This is a genomic window from Acinetobacter sp. HZNU-JH01 (genome assembly GCF_037996845.1).
Classification (GTDB): domain Bacteria; phylum Pseudomonadota; class Gammaproteobacteria; order Pseudomonadales; family Moraxellaceae; genus Acinetobacter; species Acinetobacter haemolyticus.
Map to the genome: position 1 here is coordinate 2,833,014 of NZ_JBBMZX010000001.1, position 17,607 is coordinate 2,850,620.

The window sequence follows — 17,607 nt, forward strand, 5'->3', positions numbered from 1 at the left end:
GGTTAAATGGATTAATAATGTTTAGTTAGATTTGGTCGCCCCATTTCTTTACGGAGATGAGGTAAAATGCCTGTATTGAGTGTTTTGATGCGTTCTAAGTTGCTATGTAAGACGTACTGTTCAAACTTGGCAAAGTAGTGAATAACTTTCGCGATATTGTCGTACTTGCTTTGATCATCACGATTGATCACACCCAAGGCATCGTATTTGTACTTTTTACGATTCTTGCTGGTATTACAATTAAAATAGCTATGTCGACCATCAATTTGCTGATCCCACATTTCACCAATCATTCGGCCTAAGCTAATATCTTCACGGTGATGACTACCATTGAAAAAGAAAAAGCAATGAAGGTGTAAGGCCTGATCTACGCCATATTCCAGCTTCGTAACGTAGCCTGCTAAATGTACAGACTCTCTACGACGCAGCTTCTGCATTAAAGTATGGAAATTACTTACGATTTCTTTAGGCGTAAAATTTTTCTTGTCGTCGGGTAGATACAAGTCAACACGTACACCAATTAAACGTGAGTAATGTTTACGAAGTTTATTGATATATTGGAGTACTTTTTTTTCACGCCGCCTCGCTACCTTTCGACGATCATTCACACGCTGTACATATTTTGGAGAATGTAAATATTCAAATAACGTTTTAATGAATTGATTAATGAGCATAGCGACAGAGATTTTCTGACCTGTAGGTACACCACTGGTATCAACTTCATTCAATTGGTCATATGGGTATGCAATTAAGTCATAAATACAATCTTGATACGGTCTTAATATCTTATTAAAAGCAGCCATGACCGCATCATATTGCTCGCATCTATAGCTTATTGAGGACTTCAGCTTCTTTGAATTAACTAGAAAGTTTCGGATCAGCTCTAGTATTGGAGGATATATAAGCATCCATTTATCATTGAATAAGCTTCCTGATTTAGGCTTATCTTTTTGATATAGGTAGGTTGCTTTCTGTAGATTTACTTCGTTACATAAGCTAATCGCATTACTGCAAACGCTAATTGCTGGATTCCATTGTTTCTTCTTAAATAAGCTGATTGAATGATGTTTTGAGAATTCATTATGATCATCTGTTTCAGGATAACAGGCATAGTAATGCTCGATAGCCTCACCAACTTCATCGTTATATGGTGATGGTAAATCTTCAGTTGGTTCATCAGATGATGATTCTTCTAACTCATCTAAATCTGATCCTACAATCAAAGCATGAGGTTCAAGTCGAAGTGCCATTTCTAGTGTCGTAGGTGTTAAGTCAATTGTTTTTACATCTGGGTATTCTTGTCCCATAGATATAGCTCCAATTAGTAAAAAAATACAATTGTCTAAATCTGACCTATAGTATGTGTAGAATAGAGATATGATGAATTGATCTAATATATTTAATGAATTTAAATAACTTATTGAATATATTAGGTATATATATTAATCATATAAACTACATCAGCAAAGATCAGAGACAATAACGGTGTATCAGGGGACTTGAGATCAAGCCCCATCCTTAATATCGGTAAATTACTGTTTCTGCGTGATTGAAAAGATAAGCACTTGGTGCTTATGCTTTTTTCGATAAAAGCCAAGCATTAAGCTCGTGTTGAAACCAGCCTACGGCAGATACTGAAATTTTGATCGATTTGGGGAAGGTAGGATCATAACGAGGCGACTTCGGGTTAAGAAGCTCATAGATACTTGATCTGGAAATACCCGTGATATCTACAACTTCTTTGATACGTAGAACTTTTAGTGATAGCTGATTGTTTTGCATGGGAAAACCCTCCGATTACGAGAGTATTCTGTGCTAATGTAATTCGAATTAAGTCCATTTCGTAATTCTATTTTTTAACATGAGCTCAAAAAACATACAATTCCCAAAGGAAATTATTCATCACGTATTCAGAAACCTGATTGTTCAATCAATTACAATTCAAAAACTTGATAAAAGTCACCCTAAACTTATAAGCAATATGAAAAGGTTAAGGGATGAAATGCATGATGATTTTGTTAATGATTTTTTTGAATTTTATACATGTCACAACTTAGATTCAGAGCGGAAGAGAACACTGATATCTTCATTGTTTAAAAATAATCGTTTTATAGATCATGCTTTTAATTATTTTGAAACGGGAGTCCTAGGTATATCTGAGGATATTTTAAAATCTCATGCACTTACGCTCGAGCAAGTCGTGAATATTATTAAATATAGAGAGCCTGAGTTTTTAGAAAATGTAAGTAGGATTAGTAAGCATCTTGAAATCGAAAATTTCCTTGCTGACACAACACGTGAATACTACATTTCGGATTTGTTGATTGATTTACCTATTGATCAACTGGTTTATGACTATATTTATTTTCAGTTAATTATTGAAAAGTATCAACATAGTGCTGACGGCGAATATCAAGCAGAACTGAGCAATCCAATTGATATCGCAAAAATGTTTAGGCCACTCAATCATTATTTACGCTTTTTTTCACCAAAATTTACAACCTCATTTGTGGAATACAAAGAAGTAAAAAAAGGGTCATTAAGGTATGATTACTTAAGCTATAACTTAAGAATTGATGAACCCACTGAGAATATTGCGGATAGTATGACGACATTTTTTCTGCAATACATTGCACATCGGGTCTGGTTTTATCATGACGTTGCCGATGTTGATAATGGTCAAAAGGGGATCAAGATTGAAGAATTACATGAAATCAATAAGATTTTACAAACACTGGATCTGAGGTCGAATGTAGATCATCACTATGAAAAAAATATTTCAGTGCAGACTGATTTAGTCGCATTGTGGTTGTATGAAATTAACAAAGAGAAAAAAGACAATAAACGCAATGAGATTTGTAAGAGAGAATTAGCCAAACTTGAGAACGTAAATCCAGAGAATAGGCCTGATAAGGCTAAGTTTTTTAATACAGTTGATTTGTTACTTCAACAAGAAAAAACGGATATGAAGCCGTTGGCATTCTTGCAAGAAATATCTGAACGATTAAAAAAAATTAATGCTCTTAGTAGATATGATTTAGATATTAAATTCAGCGTGACAGATAGACTGCTCAAACCAGAGAACAAAACAGAAACCAAGGTGTTGTTGTGTTCTGCCTATACACCAGTGAGTGGAAATTCAGAACGTACAAAATGTGTAGAATATATGATCTTAAACACAACAATTAGCTCGCAATATAAAGATTTACTGCAAAATATGGAAAAATAATCTAACCGTAAAAAAGCATTATTTTTCTAAAACAAAGACTAATCTTTTCAAAGCCTGAGCTTATCAAAATTGCCGTTTTTAGTATCAAATTGGCTATACTGCTGACTGGAATCAGTCAGCAGTTTTGTCGGGCATAACATCAAATTTTACGTTAGCAAACGCATCAGAATTTGATGTTTTGAATACCTAAAAATTATAGGTATAGGTCAAACCGCTGCTGGTCGTGATGGTCACTTCACGTACATATTCGGCAGAACAGCCTAAGTAGACCTTTGCCACAGAACCATAACGCATATTTTGGTAATCGTAAGTGCCTTTGCTTCTACAATTGCCACGGTTGATTAAAACCCCTGTGATGGTGGTTGGCGCATCATTCAATGACATGATGTTCAACAAATCGGTATAGCCTGTCATCGAGTATTGAGATTCTTCACGGCGAACACGGACTTCAAACTGTTCCTGCGGTGCTGTTTGTACGGGTTCAACAGGTGGACCATTTAAGTCATATTCAGAGCTATCCACCATCGTCGTTTTAAACTTATCATCTGCTGGATCTTCAGTGGTTTGTGACGCGGTATTTTCACTTTTTGCTTTAGTTTCAGTGGGTGGACTGCATGCACTGAGGCTAGCGATCAGCAAGCTTGAGTACAGCAATGACTTGATCAGATTCATTGTTCAATTCCTATTCTTAAATTCTTTATTGATTGCATTGGTTGAGCCACATGGCTCAACCAATCATTTGGTTTTTGCATTATTGTTTTGATGATTGAGATCGTTATTTACATTTACCTGAACGGACTGATTCCACCATGCGTGGTTGGGTCTGCTCTGTACTCAGGCGTAGGCAAACCGCCTTTTTTGATTTGGCAGAACTGGAAATCAATTCTTCACCCTGAATTGGATTTGCGCCACCAGCGTTGTACACCATATAGCGTTTGCCTGAAGTCGTTTTAAACGTAAATGCATCACCTGATTCGCCAAAGCCTTCAATTTTCTTTACGGCGACAGTGACGGTATTGGCTTTGGCAAAAGCAGAACCACACAACACACTCAGCCCCAAAGCTAAAAATAGTTTCTTCATCTTGAATCTCCTTATGCTTATTTATTTCCTAAAAATGGTGACAGGCCAGACCGCTGCTTTACCGAGGTTGTAGGAATAAGGCAGGTGAGCGGTGCTGCTACAATTTTTGAAATAGACTGAGCAAATCACTGCGATAACGATGTAACCGATAATTAAATAATTTTTCATTTTTGATCCCTGCCTTATTCTTTACATTGCTGTACAGCATTCGCCATCACTTGGTTAAATTCAGGTGGTGGTTGCATGGTTTCCCGAGTGGTGACATCTGCCATGCTTTCCATAAACTCAGGCGAGTAGTGCGCCTCAACCTTGTCGTAAATACAGGAGCAGGTTGAACGATCTAGACCACCAGCCTGACAGCCTGCTTTAAAGTCACGTTTGACCTTGCTGTCACATGCAATCAGTAAGCTGCTACTAAGAATAAGAGTAATGACCCCGAACCACGTTTGATATTTCATAGATATTCCAATTCATGGTGATGTGTTGTTTTTAAAATCGTGATGGATTACCTATTTATGCCAACCTGCCAGATAGACCAGCAGCCATAAAAAAACCAGCAATAAAATAAAGCTTGGCCCAAGAGCCACCACGACGATGACAACCAAAATAAGCTGTGCGATGAATTTCATGATTTTTATCCAGCACAAAACACCACTGACCAAAATGGATGCAGTAGTTGATGAATGCCTTGAATCAATCAGGACACAGCGAAAGCGTGCGATAAATGAATTGGGATGAAATGCCTGAGAGGCGGAGCAAGTGCAGGGGAATAAAGCACAGTAAATTGCGTCATGGTTGACTCCTATATGCATTAGAAGTTCTACCGCATCACTGCTAAATAATGGTGGCAGAACGAAAAGGGGTTAGCAGACTGGGCATATAGAACCAGCACGCGCGAACGCGTCCCCCTCCCGTTCTACCGCAAAGGGGGACGAGAAGGTTTCACATAGAGCTTACCCTCAGAAGAGAATAAGTCTGATGCGCTATATACAACGGTCTGCTAAAACCGACTGACAATGTAGGTCAGCCCTTGCATGATAATCGTTGCTAAAAAACAGGTCAATTGATCTATTAACCTTCATTCAAAAATTGCCTAAAACTGATGATAAAAAACGCATTCTAAAAAAATACAAATACATAGTATCTAAATGAGAACGGTGCTTCTCCATTCGAGACCGCACCAATACATGCTTCAACTACATCGCAATCATTTTGCCTGCTTCCCCAGCAGGCTTTTTTATTCATTTACAGGAACTACCACAATGAGTTTGCCATGTCCTTATTGCCAGTCCCGAGAGACGGTACAACTACAATCACCGCAACATTTACCCAGTACTTCAACCAATAACCCCATTTCTAACAGTGTGATGTCACCGATGGCACTTGCCACATTAGGCGTGAGTGTTTCCAAAAGTCTAAATATCCCACCAATTGCAGGCGCAATCGTTGGGGTGCTGATCGGTGGTATCTGGATGTTGATTACTGAAGATGAACAGCAACAACCACTACACCCAACTTATCGCAGACAGTACTACTGCAATCACTGTGACCGCAGCTTTAGCCCAAATTTACGCAATTAAGTATTCAGCAAAATTCAAATCTAACGCTTTACCCATTCAAAATTGATACAGGAATTATTCATATGGCACATTTAGTTGAAACAATGGCATTTGTAGGACAAACCCCTTGGCACGGCTTAGGTAATCAACTCACTCAAAACCAACCCATCGAGGTTTGGGCACAACAGGCAGGCATGGATTGGCGCATCGAATCCTCCGATGTCAGTTACATGGCTCAAAATGAAAAAGGGCAAAGCATCATCATGCCTTTTGAGGAACAACGAGTACTTTACCGTTCTGATACCCATGCACCTCTATCCGTGGTGAGTCAACGCTTTCAGGAAGTGCAACCTAAAGAGATTTTAGAATTCTATCGTGACCTGACCGAACAATCAGGCTTTGAACTGGAAACCGCAGGCGTACTCAAAGGTGGTAAAAAGTTCTGGGCATTGGCGAAAACAGGACAGACTTCCGCTTTAAAAGGTAAAGACGTCAGCAATGGTTATATTCTTTTAGCGACAGCTTGTGATGGTACATTGGCAACGACAGCACAGTTCACCAGTATTCGAGTGGTGTGTAACAACACCTTAGCAATCGCTCTACGTGGACAGCAAGGTAATTCAGGTGTGGTCAAAGTTCCACACAGTACCCGATTTGATGCTGAGAAAGTCAAACAGCAATTGGGGATTTCGGTGCGTGCATGGGATGAACACATGTATGAGATGAAACAGCTTAGTCAGCGTAAAGTGACTCAACAAGAAGCAGCAGCCTATTTTGATGCGGTGTTTAATAACACCAGTCTCAGTACAGCAGAACAGGATGAAAGCATTGTGCAGTTTTACCGAAATGCAGCCATGCCGAATCAAGGCATCAACACAACAACCAAAGCTGATAATAAAACTGAACCGAATGGACGAGCCATGTCGAAAGTCATGACCATGTTTAACGGGCATGGGCGTGGTGCAGAACTCAGCTCAGCCAAAGATACGGCGTATGGTTTACTGTGTGCCATTACGGAATTCACAGATCATGAGCGTCGGGCCATGAGTACTGACCATCGACTCGATTCAGCATGGTTTGGAGCAGGTGCAGTGATCAAGCAACGAGGCTTGGAACAGGCATTGAGAATGGTTGGTTAGTTAAGAAAAGCACACCATTTATTCAGTTTTATTTAAGCTAAGCCGCTTAATTTAAACATAAGATAATACCGTAAAGCACAACAAACACCTTTAGCCACATTCTCCAGATGTGGCTTTTTTTATGCCCGAAATTTAGCTTTTACGATTTTACTCATACAGGAATATTCAATATGAATAGCCATACCCAAATTCAAAACACCTTAAACCATCCACCTTTACAACCCTATGTACCTAACTTAAATCAACCCACTCAACAGGTTGAGATGGGAACTCGAAGTAAACGTCATCCACAGAGTCACACAACCGACGCTCAAAATAAACAGCCACGTAAAACCAAAGCTCCTGTAGCCAAACGTCTTGCCAACACCAAGCAGATAAATTACCAACAATGGCTGGAAGTTCGAAAGCAGGGCATTGGTAGCAGTGATGCAGCCACCGCATGTGGACTCAATCCGTATATGTCGATGCTAGAACTATGGATGATCAAAACAGGTCGGATGCAACAAAACATTGAGGACGAAAGTGCAGGCTATGCACCCTTATATTGGGGCAAGCAGCTAGAACCTTTAGTCGCTGAGTACTACAGCATGCACACCAATAATAAGGTACGTCGTGTCAATGCAGTGCTACAGCATCCCGATGAAGACAAACACTTTATGTTGGCGAATTTGGATTATGCCGTAGTTGGTAGTGAAGAAGTTCAAATCTTGGAATGTAAAACCGTGGGGGAATATGGCTCTAAGCTTTGGCGAGATGGTGTACCACTGTATGTACTGTGTCAGGTACAGCATCAACTTGCGGTGACAGGTAAACAAGCCGCGCATATCTGTGCCTTGATCTGTGGACATGAAAGCAAAATCTATAAGGTGACACGTAACGAAACCGTAATTCAGCACATCATTAATGCCGAACGCCACTTTTGGCAATGTGTCGAAACAGGCATTCCGCCAAGTGTAGATGCCTCTGATTCAGCAGCTAAAGCCTTGCAGCAACTTTATCCAGCACAAACGCCGTTACTGGTGGAAGATCTCACTCAAAATGAACAAGCGAATTACCTATTTAACCAGTTATTAGAGGAACGACATAAAGTTGAACAACACCAACAGTATTTCGATGAACTCAAACATCAATTACAAATGCTGATGAAAGAGGCAGAACGAGCAGTGTTTACGGGTGGTTCTGTCACTTGGAAAAAGTCACAAGATTCGATCAGCCTAGACAGTAAATCCTTACTGAAAGAGCATCCTGAATATCTACAGCAGTTCCCTCAAACTAAAGCAGGAACGCGAAGATTTCAGATTTATCCGAATGGTGGATAGAGCAGATACGATCCAGCATTTATTTCCCGACTACGTATCAAATCAACAAACACCAACCGATCCCATACTTCAACAGGTATGGGATTTTTTTATGCCCAAAATTTTATTTATACATCTATATAGAGGACATCATCATGATTAAAGGTTTAGCTATTACCCCACCTGTATTAGGTCGTATCAGCATTGGCAAGATCGTGGAAAAGAACGGCAAACGACTGCCTGAAAAGGACGATCAATTTACCATTACTAGTCAAATCCAAAATAAGGATGGTTGGGTGAAACATCCACTGGATGAACAGTTACGTGCCAAAGCACAAAACCAGAAACTCAGAACCATTCCAGTACGCATGATCTTTAACGATCCTGAACTGAATCTACGGGCAGAGTACAGCCTATTTGACCGCCAAACTGGACGCTTAATCTGCTCAGGTAATGGAGAAACCTGTCAGCGACTGGGACAAAATGGTATTGAACAGCATCCATGTCCATCACCTGATCTTTGTCCATTGGCACAGGGTGGGTTGTGTAAACCTTATGGGCGGCTGTATGTGAATTTAGATGAATCGGATGAGTTTGGCACTTTCATCTTTAGAACCACTGGCTTTAATAGTATCCGCACTTTGGCAGCACGGCTGCGTTATTACCATGCCGCATCAGGCGATTTACTTTCATGCTTGCCATTGCAACTGACTTTAAGAGGCAAGAGCACTACGCAAAGTTACCGCACTCCAATTTACTACGTAGATTTAACTCTACGTGATGGCACAAACTTGAAAGATGCGATTAGTTCAGCCAAGCAGATGGATGAACAGAGCAAAGCAGCAGGGTTTTATCAGGAGGCGTTGGATCATGTGGCAAGGCAGGGTTATGGCAATGCCAGTTTTGAAGTTGCTGGGGATGAGGGACTGGATATTGTTGAGGAATTTTACACGGATGAATCTAAATCAGAACATCAGCAAACGCATGATCTGAACCATGTGCAGGATATTCAGAAAGGCTTGCAGCAATCGGTTCAGGCTTTGAATTGAATTTAAAAAGAGTATTCGTACTCTTTTTTTGCAAATTGGAGGTAGGCGATTTGAAATTGATTTATGTGTAAATGTGAAGTTAAATTAGATTTACTTTAATAACACTTTTTAGTATTTTGTTAGCAAATCAGAAGTATGTCCATCGTCATGCGTTCAAGTAGGTTGTCTAAGCTTATACTCGCATTTATCCTGTTTTTGTTTACGATAACAATTACGGGAGTTCATGCGTGGGCACCTGTTTTACTTGAAAATATTGAACACCAACATGAATTAAGTATTGTTGTGGAAGATGATGCATCAAGTCATTGGTCTTTGCAGCACTCAGGTGATTCTTTTACAAGTATGACTGATCATGATGTAGAAACACACACTTGGAAGAATTTTGATGAGCCAATCTACCATCACTCGGTGAAGCCTATTTCTTCTGATAGTGATCTAAGCATAGACCCTGTGTTTATTCTAAGTTTTATCACTGCTCTTATTTTTCTGTTCCTAAAGTTATCTGAACATCAGATTCGGGTATTTGACTTTAGAAAAAGAATATTTATTTTACGTAATTCTTATACCTATACAAAAGCTCTTATTGTTCTAAGAAATTGATTTTTATATACAAAAAATAATTATTCATTTTTTTGTATAGGTAAAGTCATGTCTAAAATTTATCAGCTATTCCTTAGCTGTGGTTTTGTAGTAACGGCAGCAAACGCATTTGCGGAAACGAATTATGCTGAACTACAAAAGCAGGTTATCGCAAGTGATGGTGTACTCAATAGCCTACAGCAGTCCGAGCAAGCTTATGAAATCAACCAAAAGTTTGCTGGCAGATTAAATAATCCGACTTTCAATGTGGAGTTGGATAATCTTGGTAATTCCAAATTGAAGGGTTTGGATGGCTCAACAACCTTGTTAGGGTTGTCACAAGAGATTCCTCTTAGTAATAAACTCTCCTTGAGAAAGCAAATTGCGAGTTTTCAAGGTGATCGTAATCAGTTCGAAATAGCAAAGCGTCAGGCTGAACTCAAAGCAGATTTAAGAATCTGTATGGCGAACTGGTATGTGGCAACTCAACGTGCTGAAGTTTATTCAACAGAAAGCAAGTTGAATGCAAGACAAGCCAATGTTCTTTCGGAAAGGCTCAAGTTTGGGCGAGTCATTCCTTCGGATGCTCAGCTCAGTGCAGCACTTTCATCTGAATCAAAACTACGTTATCAAAATGAAGTGAAAAAGGGGCAGTTTCAGAAGAATCTGTGCTCTAAGTTCACATCGAATCTACCAAGTAACGCTTTAGAAGTTCCTCTAAGTTTTAATTTCACAGACAAAATTAGTTTGGCTGAGCAAGAAGCGTTTCTGAGTTCAAAATTGAAAAAGACACAATTTGAACTCGCTCGTAAAGAAGCAATACCTGATATCACTTTGGGTGTTGGGGTCAAAAACTATCAAGAAACCAATGACAAGGTATTCCAAGTTTCAACCTCAATACCACTCAATATCTTCAACCGAAATAAAGGCAATATTGCGATTGCCCAAGCGGAACAGATGAAAGCTGAAACGCAGTCTGTATGGGTTAGCCGTAATTCTAAAATTGAACTGGAAAACAAGTCCATTGAGGTTTCTAACTTAATCGATGTGATCCACCAATATGATCAAACCGTTTTGCCCGCAACCAATGAAAGTCTTCGCATTGCAGAGATGGGATACCAAGCAGGGAAAAACTCGTTACTTGAGTTCAATAGCATTAAGCAAATTTGGTTAGACAAACATCTTGCTCGATTCGATTTGTGGTTGGCTTTGCAGACAGAAATTGCAGAAGTCGAGCGCAACTACATTACTCATTTAGATCAAGAATAAGGGCAAGAATATGAATAAACCAACCAATACTTTAATGGCTACGGGCATTATTGCCTTGCTTGTCGTGTTATGTGCTGTGGCATGGTACAAGACAGGTCAAAAGACTCAGTCTTCTTCAGCACATGGGGAAGCAACAGAAGTAAAAGTTGCAGTAGCAGGTGACGAGAAAGGACCTCATGGTGGACGTTTATATCGTGATGGCGATTTCTCAGCGGAAGTGAAAATCTTTGAGCAGGGCGTAGAACCACATCTCCGTGTTTATGGGTATTTCAAAGATAAACCGCTTAAACCTGAAGCGTTAACGGCAAATGTCTACATCAAACGTTTGGATGCAGAGCAAAATATTCAATTTAAACCAGAGAGTGATTACTTGATCGGTAATGAAATTGTCTATGAACCACATTCATTTTTGATGATTGTCAATGTTGATTATCAAGGTAAAAAATATACGTGGAAATGGGACACAAAAGAAGGTCGTGTCACCATGTTAGACAGTAGTATCAAGAGCAGCGGCTTAGAGCTTTTAAAAGTTGAATCCATGATGTTTGAAAATGCTTTAGAGTTAAAGGGAGAATTGAAGTTCCCCGATAATTTTGAAAGTTTTATCACACCGAAAGGTAGCGGAACGCTCATCAAAACATATCGCACGATTGGAGATAAAGTAAGTCAAGGTGATTTGTTAGCTACAGTACAAAGCCAAGATTTGATTCGCTTAAATGCTGAGCGTTCTATTGCAATGGATAATTTGCAATTTGCACGTAAGAAGATGGAGCAAGAACGAACGTTATTTCAAAAACGAGTATCGCCTGAAATTGACTACATTAATGCAAAGCGTGAATTTTCTGCCGCTCAAACTAGTGCAAATGAACTGAATAACTTAATCAGCTCTTATGGAGGTTCAGGCAACGGTACAACTGAGGTTCGGGCTGCGATGTCTGGCACAGTCTTACAAGTGCTGGGGGCTGTTGGATCAAACGTTACACCAGCTACACCATTATTTAAAATTGCCAATACATCTCAATTACTTGCAGTAGTCAACGTTCCTACGGATAAGCTGAATACAATTAACCCGAATGCTAAGGTGACGGTAAAACCCCAAATTCAATCGGGCACAGAAGAAGCACTGGGGACGATCAAATACATCAGTGATGTCATTGATCCAAAAACACGTACTGCTCAAGTCTTTGTTGAAATTGCCAACCAATTTAAATGGCGTTCAGGTCAATTGATCACCGCACATATTTTTGAAAATCAAAGCTTGAAGCCGATGGTGGTTCGTGAAGATGCTTTACAGAACTTCCGTGATTGGGATGTGGTATTCATTCGTGTAGGCAATGACTTTGAAGCACGTCCTTTAGAGTTGGGTGAAAAATATAATGGGTTTGTTGAAGTTAAGTCAGGCTTAAAAGCAGGTCAGGTTTATGCGGCAGGTAATTCTTATTTATTAAAAGCAGAGCTAGGTAAATCTGGCGCTACTCATGATCATTAAGGGGTAGCACCATGTTTGACCAAATTGTTAAGCTTTCGATTAAGAATCGTTGGCTTGTACTGATCATCTTCCTATTCGTAGCTGCATTGGGTGTTTATAACTATTTCAAACTACCTATTGATGCTGTTCCTGATATCACAAATGTACAAGTCCAAATCAACAGTGAAGCACAAGGCTTGTCTCCTATGGAGATGGAGTCACAAGTCACTTACCCGATTGAAACAGCTTTGGCAGGTATTCCTAATCTTGAATATACACGTTCTGTGTCGAGATACGGTTTATCTCAGGTCACGGCGATATTCAAGGAAGGGACGGACATCTATTTTGCCCGTCAAATTGTCAATGAAAAATTGCAAGGCGTGACATCAACACTGCCAAGCGGCATATCGACTTCAATGGGTCCTGTTTCCACAGGACTTGGCGAAATCTTCATGTATACCGTTGAAAATGCCAAGAATAGTCTAAACCCACTTTCACCCACTGAATTAAGAACTTTACAGGATTGGGTCATTAAACCTCAGCTTCGAAATGTAGAGGGTGTGAATGAAATCAATACCATTGGTGGGTATCTAAAGCAATTTGTGGTACAGCCTGATTATGCATATTTACGTAGCATAGGGCTAGATCAAAAGGCGATTTTAGAGGCGATCTCTAAGAACAGCATGAACAGAGGCTCAGGGTACATTGAGAAAAATGGTGAGCAGTATTTAATCCGTTCTGATTCTCAAATTAACTCGATTGAGCAAATCCAGAATATTCCGATTACGACGAGCAATGGCTATATCCTCAGATTGAAAGATGTTGCCAAAATATCGATTGGTCATGAATTACGGACAGGTGCTGCGACCAAAGATGGGCAAGAAATTGTACTGGGTACAGCATTCATGCTTATTGGCGAAAACTCTCGAAATGTTGCTCATGCTGTAGATCAAAAGCTACAACAGGTTCAAAAGTCGCTACCTGAAGGTGTTGAAGCAAAAGCAGTCTATAACCGAACAACTTTGGTTGATGCAACGATTCAAACAGTGAAGAAGAATTTACTTGAAGGCGCAATTCTAGTCATTGTGGTGCTTTTCATATTCTTAGGTCATTTCCGTGCAGCTCTGATTACGGCGATGGTGATTCCGTTATCCATGTTGATGACAATCACAGGCATGGTCAACCAAAAGATCAGTGCTAATTTAATGAGTTTGGGTGCACTCGATTTCGGAATTATTGTTGATGGTGCTGTGGTTATTGTCGAGGCATCTCTCGCTAAATTAGCCATGAAGCAAAAAGAGTTAGGACGTATTCTGACTCAAAAAGAACGCTTTACGACTGTGTTTGAAGCAACAAAGGAATCTCGAAAAGCGATTCTTTATGGTCAATTGATCATTATTTTGGTTTATCTGCCTGTGATGACTTTGACTGGTGTTGAAGGCAAGATGTTTACACCAATGGCTGCAACGGTTGTTATGGCTTTAGTTGGAGCAATGATTCTTTCAATTACCTTTGTCCCTGCAATGGTGGCATTAGTTACCACAGGTGAAATTAAAGAAGAAGAGTCAAAAATTGTTCATTTTATTAAGAAGTTTTATAGCCCGATTTTAGATTGGTCTTTAAATCACAGATATCTACTGATCGCCATTGTCTCAATATTCTTTATATTCAGTGCAAGTCTTGCAACTCGTTTAGGTTCAGAATTTATACCTTCTTTAGATGAGGGGGATGTGGCATTACATGCTTTGCGTATCCCAGGTACTTCATTAACTCAAGCCGTTGAAATGCAATACACGCTTGAAAAAGAAATTGTGAAAATTCCTGAAGTTCAGACCATGTTTGCCAAAGTTGGAACAGCAGAAATCGCCACTGACCCAGTTCCACCCAATGTAGCTGATAACTTTGTCATGTTGAAGCCACGTAGTGAATGGCCAAATCCAAAGAAACCAAAAGCTGAAGTCGTTGCCGATATTGAACGAGTAGCTAAAGGTGTTTATGGAAATAATTACGAGTTCACTCAGCCGATCCAAATGCGCTTTAACGAACTTATTTCAGGTGTCCGTACCGATGTCGCTGTGAAAATATATGGTGATGATCTCGATCAGCTACTCGAATCAGCAAATGCTGCCGCTAAAATTTTAGAGGGAGTGAATGGTACTGCTGACTTGAAAGTTGAACAGATGACGGGTTTACCAATGGTATCTGTCGAGCTGAAAAAAGATATGATTGCTAACTATGGGCTTGATGCTGAAGATGTACAGCAACAGGTTTCTAGCCTCATCACTGGTGAGACAGCAGGTAAGGTATTTGAAGGTGATCGAAAGTTCGATATTGTCGTTCGAATGGATCAGAACTCTGTCACAGATTTAGAAAAACTCTATCAAGTCCCTGTAAATCTGCCTGATGGTTCAAGTGTACTTTTATCAGAATTGATCGAGTTAAAAAATGTTCAAGGACCAAACCAAATTTCTCGTGAGAATGGTAAGCGTCGTATTGTTATCACAGCAAATGTCCGTGGGACAGATATTGGTAGTTACATTGCAGAAGCACAATCTAAGCTGAATGCAGATTTTAAATTACCAGAGGGTTACTGGTTGACTTGGGGCGGTACGTTTGAACAAATGGAGTCTGCATCGAATCGACTCATGGTTGTTGTTCCAATCGCTTTAATTCTGATCTTTGCCATGATCTACATGGCTTTAGGTAATGTTAGAAACAGTGTCTTGGTATTCACAGGCGTACCATTTGCACTAACAGGCGGTGTGATTGCTTTAGCTTTACGGGATATTCCATTCTCAATTTCTGCTGCCGTCGGCTTTATCGCATTGTCAGGTGTGGCTGTGCTGAATGGCTTAGTTCTTGTTTCTGCCATTCAAAGGCTTCGAATGCAAGGGGAAAGTGTCGTTGATGCGGTGAGACATGGTGCAATGGAACGACTGCGCCCTGTTTTGATTACAGCTTTAGTGGCTTCTTTAGGCTTTATTCCAATGGCTTTAAACGTAGGTATTGGTTCTGAAGTTCAACGTCCAATTGCAACTGTCGTTATTGGTGGGATTATTTCATCAACCTTACTGACTTTGATTATTTTGCCGACCTTATATGTGTGGTTTAACCAAGGTTGGTCAAGAAAATCAAACGATGCTACTGAACAGGTTGTTTAGGGGCATCTTTAATGACAAATATATTTCGAGATAAACAAAGCAAATTTGTGATGATGTGGCTAGTCTGCATGATCAGTCTCGCTTTATGTTTGCACTTTAATGAGCATGTAACTGAAAATGAATTTCAGAGACACGTTTCAATTGACGCAATTCATTCGCACCATCATGAGGTCAGCCAACAACATTCACATGGTCATCAGGATAACTACTATGAACATTTTGTTGGTTATGACGTACTTAAATCGATTGCTTTAGCTCATCTATTAAAGGGGATATCGATTCTAGATTGGTGTAAAGAATATGTTTTTTTGATGATAAGCCGTATTTTTAAACCGCCCAAAAAGTGAATGGATTTTCAATTCATTTTAAATTTTGGAGTTTGATATACATGCAAATTATTGATTCACACATTGTGAAATTAAGTGCTTACATAAAGCGATTACTTACTTTATTCATTACATTGGCAAGTCCTACACTTTTTGCTCATGGCGTAGCAGAAGGTGATAAGGGCTACATTCAAGAAATTTATGGCGTTCATGTGATTCCATTCATCTATTTGGGTGCGAAGCATATGGTCACTGGATATGACCATTTATTATTTCTTGTTGGCATTATCTTCTTTTTATATCGAATGAAAGATATCGGCTTGTACGTCAGCCTATTTGCACTTGGGCATTCGATTACCATGCTAGTGGGTGTTTATTACAATATCTCGATAAATGCTTACATCATTGATGCAATCATTGGTTTTTCAATTGTTTATAAGGCTCTTGATAATTTGGGGGCTTATCAGCGTTGGTTTGGTTTTCAACCAAACATGAAAGTAGCGACTTTAATTTTTGGTCTGATTCATGGTTTTGGACTCGCAGTAAAAATTCAGGAATATGAGGTTCCAAGTGATGGACTGTTGGCAAATTTAATCTCATTCAATATTGGGGTTGAATTAGGTCAGTTTATGGCTCTGTGCATCATCTTGTTATTGATGACGTTTTGGAGAAAGACACCATATTTCTTTAAAACAGCCTATCAAAGCAATGTTTTCCTCATGTTCCTCGGTTTTTTACTTGTTGGCTATCAACTTACTGGCTTCATTACTCAATAAGGATCTAAATTATGTATAACGCTGAAATTCCAAAAGATATCGAATTACCTTCATCAAGAAAGTTAATTAAATCAACAGCGATAGCTGCCGTTAGTGCTGTGGTCGTGTTGGTTACCTGTGTCATGCCTGCGGAGTATGCGATTGATCCGACGGGTATAGGTAAAGTGCTTGGCTTAACCAAAATGGGTGAAATCAAACAATCACTCGCTCAAGAATCAGTGAATGGTCTCAATGCTCAACAGGTAGTGAATAGTGTTGAAGAAATGTCAGTAGAAACTCCGACTCAAATGGCAATTGATACTGTTCAGATGACCATGCCTGCGATTAATAAAGAGAGCATTAGTATTGAGTTAAAACCTGGGCAGGCAACAGAGGTAAAACTAACGATGCCACAAAGTGCAAGTGTCAACTTTGATTGGAAAGCTGTAGGAGGTGGTCTTAACTATGATACTCATGGTGATCCCGTAAATGCCTCTAAAGGGTTCTATCATGGCTATGGAAAAGGCAAGAATGAGACAACTCAACAAGGTGTCTTAAAAGCAGCTTTTGATGGTAAACATGGTTGGTTCTGGCGTAACCGTACAGAAAATCCAGTGACTGTAACTCTACTTGTAGAAGGACAGTTTAGTGAAATGAAGAAAGTCTTTTAAGCTTTAATCAATCTCCTTGGAAT

General features: G+C 39.5%; 17 protein-coding genes. 12 read left to right on the forward strand and 5 right to left on the reverse strand.

Annotation, left to right across the window (positions count from 1 at the left end; translation table 11 throughout):
- Positions 1-11: 11 nt before the first annotated feature.
- On the reverse strand, positions 12-1,307 hold the full coding sequence (locus AAC851_RS13385; protein ID WP_334009934.1) for a YagK/YfjJ domain-containing protein: 1,296 nt from the start codon (positions 1,305-1,307) through the stop codon (positions 12-14).
- A gap of 265 nt (positions 1,308-1,572) precedes the next feature.
- A complete protein-coding gene (locus tag AAC851_RS13390; RefSeq protein WP_334009931.1) occupies positions 1,573-1,782 on the reverse strand; it encodes a helix-turn-helix transcriptional regulator in 210 nt (69 codons plus the stop codon).
- A gap of 220 nt (positions 1,783-2,002) precedes the next feature.
- On the opposite strand from AAC851_RS13390, the gene AAC851_RS13395 reads away from it, so the two are divergent.
- A complete protein-coding gene (locus AAC851_RS13395) occupies positions 2,003-3,229 on the forward strand; it encodes a hypothetical protein (protein ID WP_334009928.1) in 1,227 nt (408 codons plus the stop codon).
- Positions 3,230-3,415: 186 nt separating this feature from the next.
- Here AAC851_RS13395 and AAC851_RS13400 read toward each other — a convergent pair whose 3' ends face one another.
- The 3 genes from AAC851_RS13400 to AAC851_RS13410 all read right to left on the reverse strand — a co-directional run bounded on the left by AAC851_RS13400 (position 3,416) and on the right by AAC851_RS13410 (position 4,768).
- Positions 3,416-3,901 carry a hypothetical protein gene (locus tag AAC851_RS13400; protein WP_004808213.1) on the reverse strand — a complete coding sequence of 162 codons (486 nt, stop codon included), beginning with the start codon at positions 3,899-3,901 and terminating at the stop codon, positions 3,416-3,418.
- Positions 3,902-4,004: 103 nt separating this feature from the next.
- A complete protein-coding gene (locus AAC851_RS13405; RefSeq protein ID WP_334009924.1) occupies positions 4,005-4,310 on the reverse strand; it encodes a hypothetical protein in 306 nt (101 codons plus the stop codon).
- A gap of 182 nt (positions 4,311-4,492) precedes the next feature.
- Positions 4,493-4,768: a hypothetical protein gene (locus AAC851_RS13410; protein WP_334009922.1), complete on the reverse strand. Its 276-nt coding sequence runs from the start codon at positions 4,766-4,768 to the stop codon at positions 4,493-4,495.
- A gap of 804 nt (positions 4,769-5,572) precedes the next feature.
- Here AAC851_RS13410 and AAC851_RS13415 point away from each other — a divergent pair.
- The 11 genes from AAC851_RS13415 (at position 5,573) to AAC851_RS13465 (ending at position 17,584) form a co-directional block, all read left to right on the forward strand.
- A complete protein-coding gene (locus tag AAC851_RS13415) occupies positions 5,573-5,890 on the forward strand; it encodes a hypothetical protein (protein ID WP_241321001.1) in 318 nt (105 codons plus the stop codon).
- Between the two features lie 62 nt (positions 5,891-5,952).
- The gene (locus AAC851_RS13420; protein WP_334009913.1) at positions 5,953-7,008 is read left to right on the forward strand and encodes a DUF932 domain-containing protein; all 1,056 of its coding nucleotides are present in this window, start codon (positions 5,953-5,955) and stop codon (positions 7,006-7,008) included.
- Positions 7,009-7,178: 170 nt separating this feature from the next.
- Positions 7,179-8,327, forward strand: coding sequence for a YqaJ viral recombinase family nuclease (locus AAC851_RS13425; RefSeq protein ID WP_334009910.1), 1,149 nt, complete (start codon positions 7,179-7,181; stop codon positions 8,325-8,327).
- Positions 8,328-8,461: 134 nt separating this feature from the next.
- The gene (locus AAC851_RS13430; protein WP_334009908.1) at positions 8,462-9,355 is read left to right on the forward strand and encodes a recombination directionality factor; all 894 of its coding nucleotides are present in this window, start codon (positions 8,462-8,464) and stop codon (positions 9,353-9,355) included.
- Positions 9,356-9,502: 147 nt separating this feature from the next.
- Entirely contained in the window at positions 9,503-9,955 is a 453-nt protein-coding gene (locus AAC851_RS13435; RefSeq protein ID WP_005058242.1) for a hypothetical protein, read from the forward strand.
- 48 nt (positions 9,956-10,003) lie between these two features.
- Complete coding sequence (locus tag AAC851_RS13440) at positions 10,004-11,203, forward strand: TolC family protein (RefSeq protein ID WP_334009905.1); 1,200 nt, start codon at positions 10,004-10,006, stop codon at positions 11,201-11,203.
- A 10-nt stretch (positions 11,204-11,213) separates the two neighbouring features.
- A complete protein-coding gene (locus AAC851_RS13445) occupies positions 11,214-12,692 on the forward strand; it encodes an efflux RND transporter periplasmic adaptor subunit (RefSeq protein WP_340600956.1) in 1,479 nt (492 codons plus the stop codon).
- A gap of 11 nt (positions 12,693-12,703) precedes the next feature.
- On the forward strand, positions 12,704-15,832 hold the full coding sequence (locus AAC851_RS13450) for an efflux RND transporter permease subunit (protein WP_334009900.1): 3,129 nt from the start codon (positions 12,704-12,706) through the stop codon (positions 15,830-15,832).
- Between the two features lie 11 nt (positions 15,833-15,843).
- Positions 15,844-16,179 carry a hypothetical protein gene (locus tag AAC851_RS13455; RefSeq protein WP_340600957.1) on the forward strand — a complete coding sequence of 112 codons (336 nt, stop codon included), beginning with the start codon at positions 15,844-15,846 and terminating at the stop codon, positions 16,177-16,179.
- 41 nt (positions 16,180-16,220) lie between these two features.
- On the forward strand, positions 16,221-16,934 hold the full coding sequence (locus tag AAC851_RS13460; RefSeq protein WP_087548238.1) for a HupE/UreJ family protein: 714 nt from the start codon (positions 16,221-16,223) through the stop codon (positions 16,932-16,934).
- An 11-nt stretch (positions 16,935-16,945) separates the two neighbouring features.
- A complete protein-coding gene (locus AAC851_RS13465) occupies positions 16,946-17,584 on the forward strand; it encodes a transmembrane anchor protein (protein ID WP_087548237.1) in 639 nt (212 codons plus the stop codon).
- The last annotated feature ends 23 nt before the right edge of the window (positions 17,585-17,607 follow it).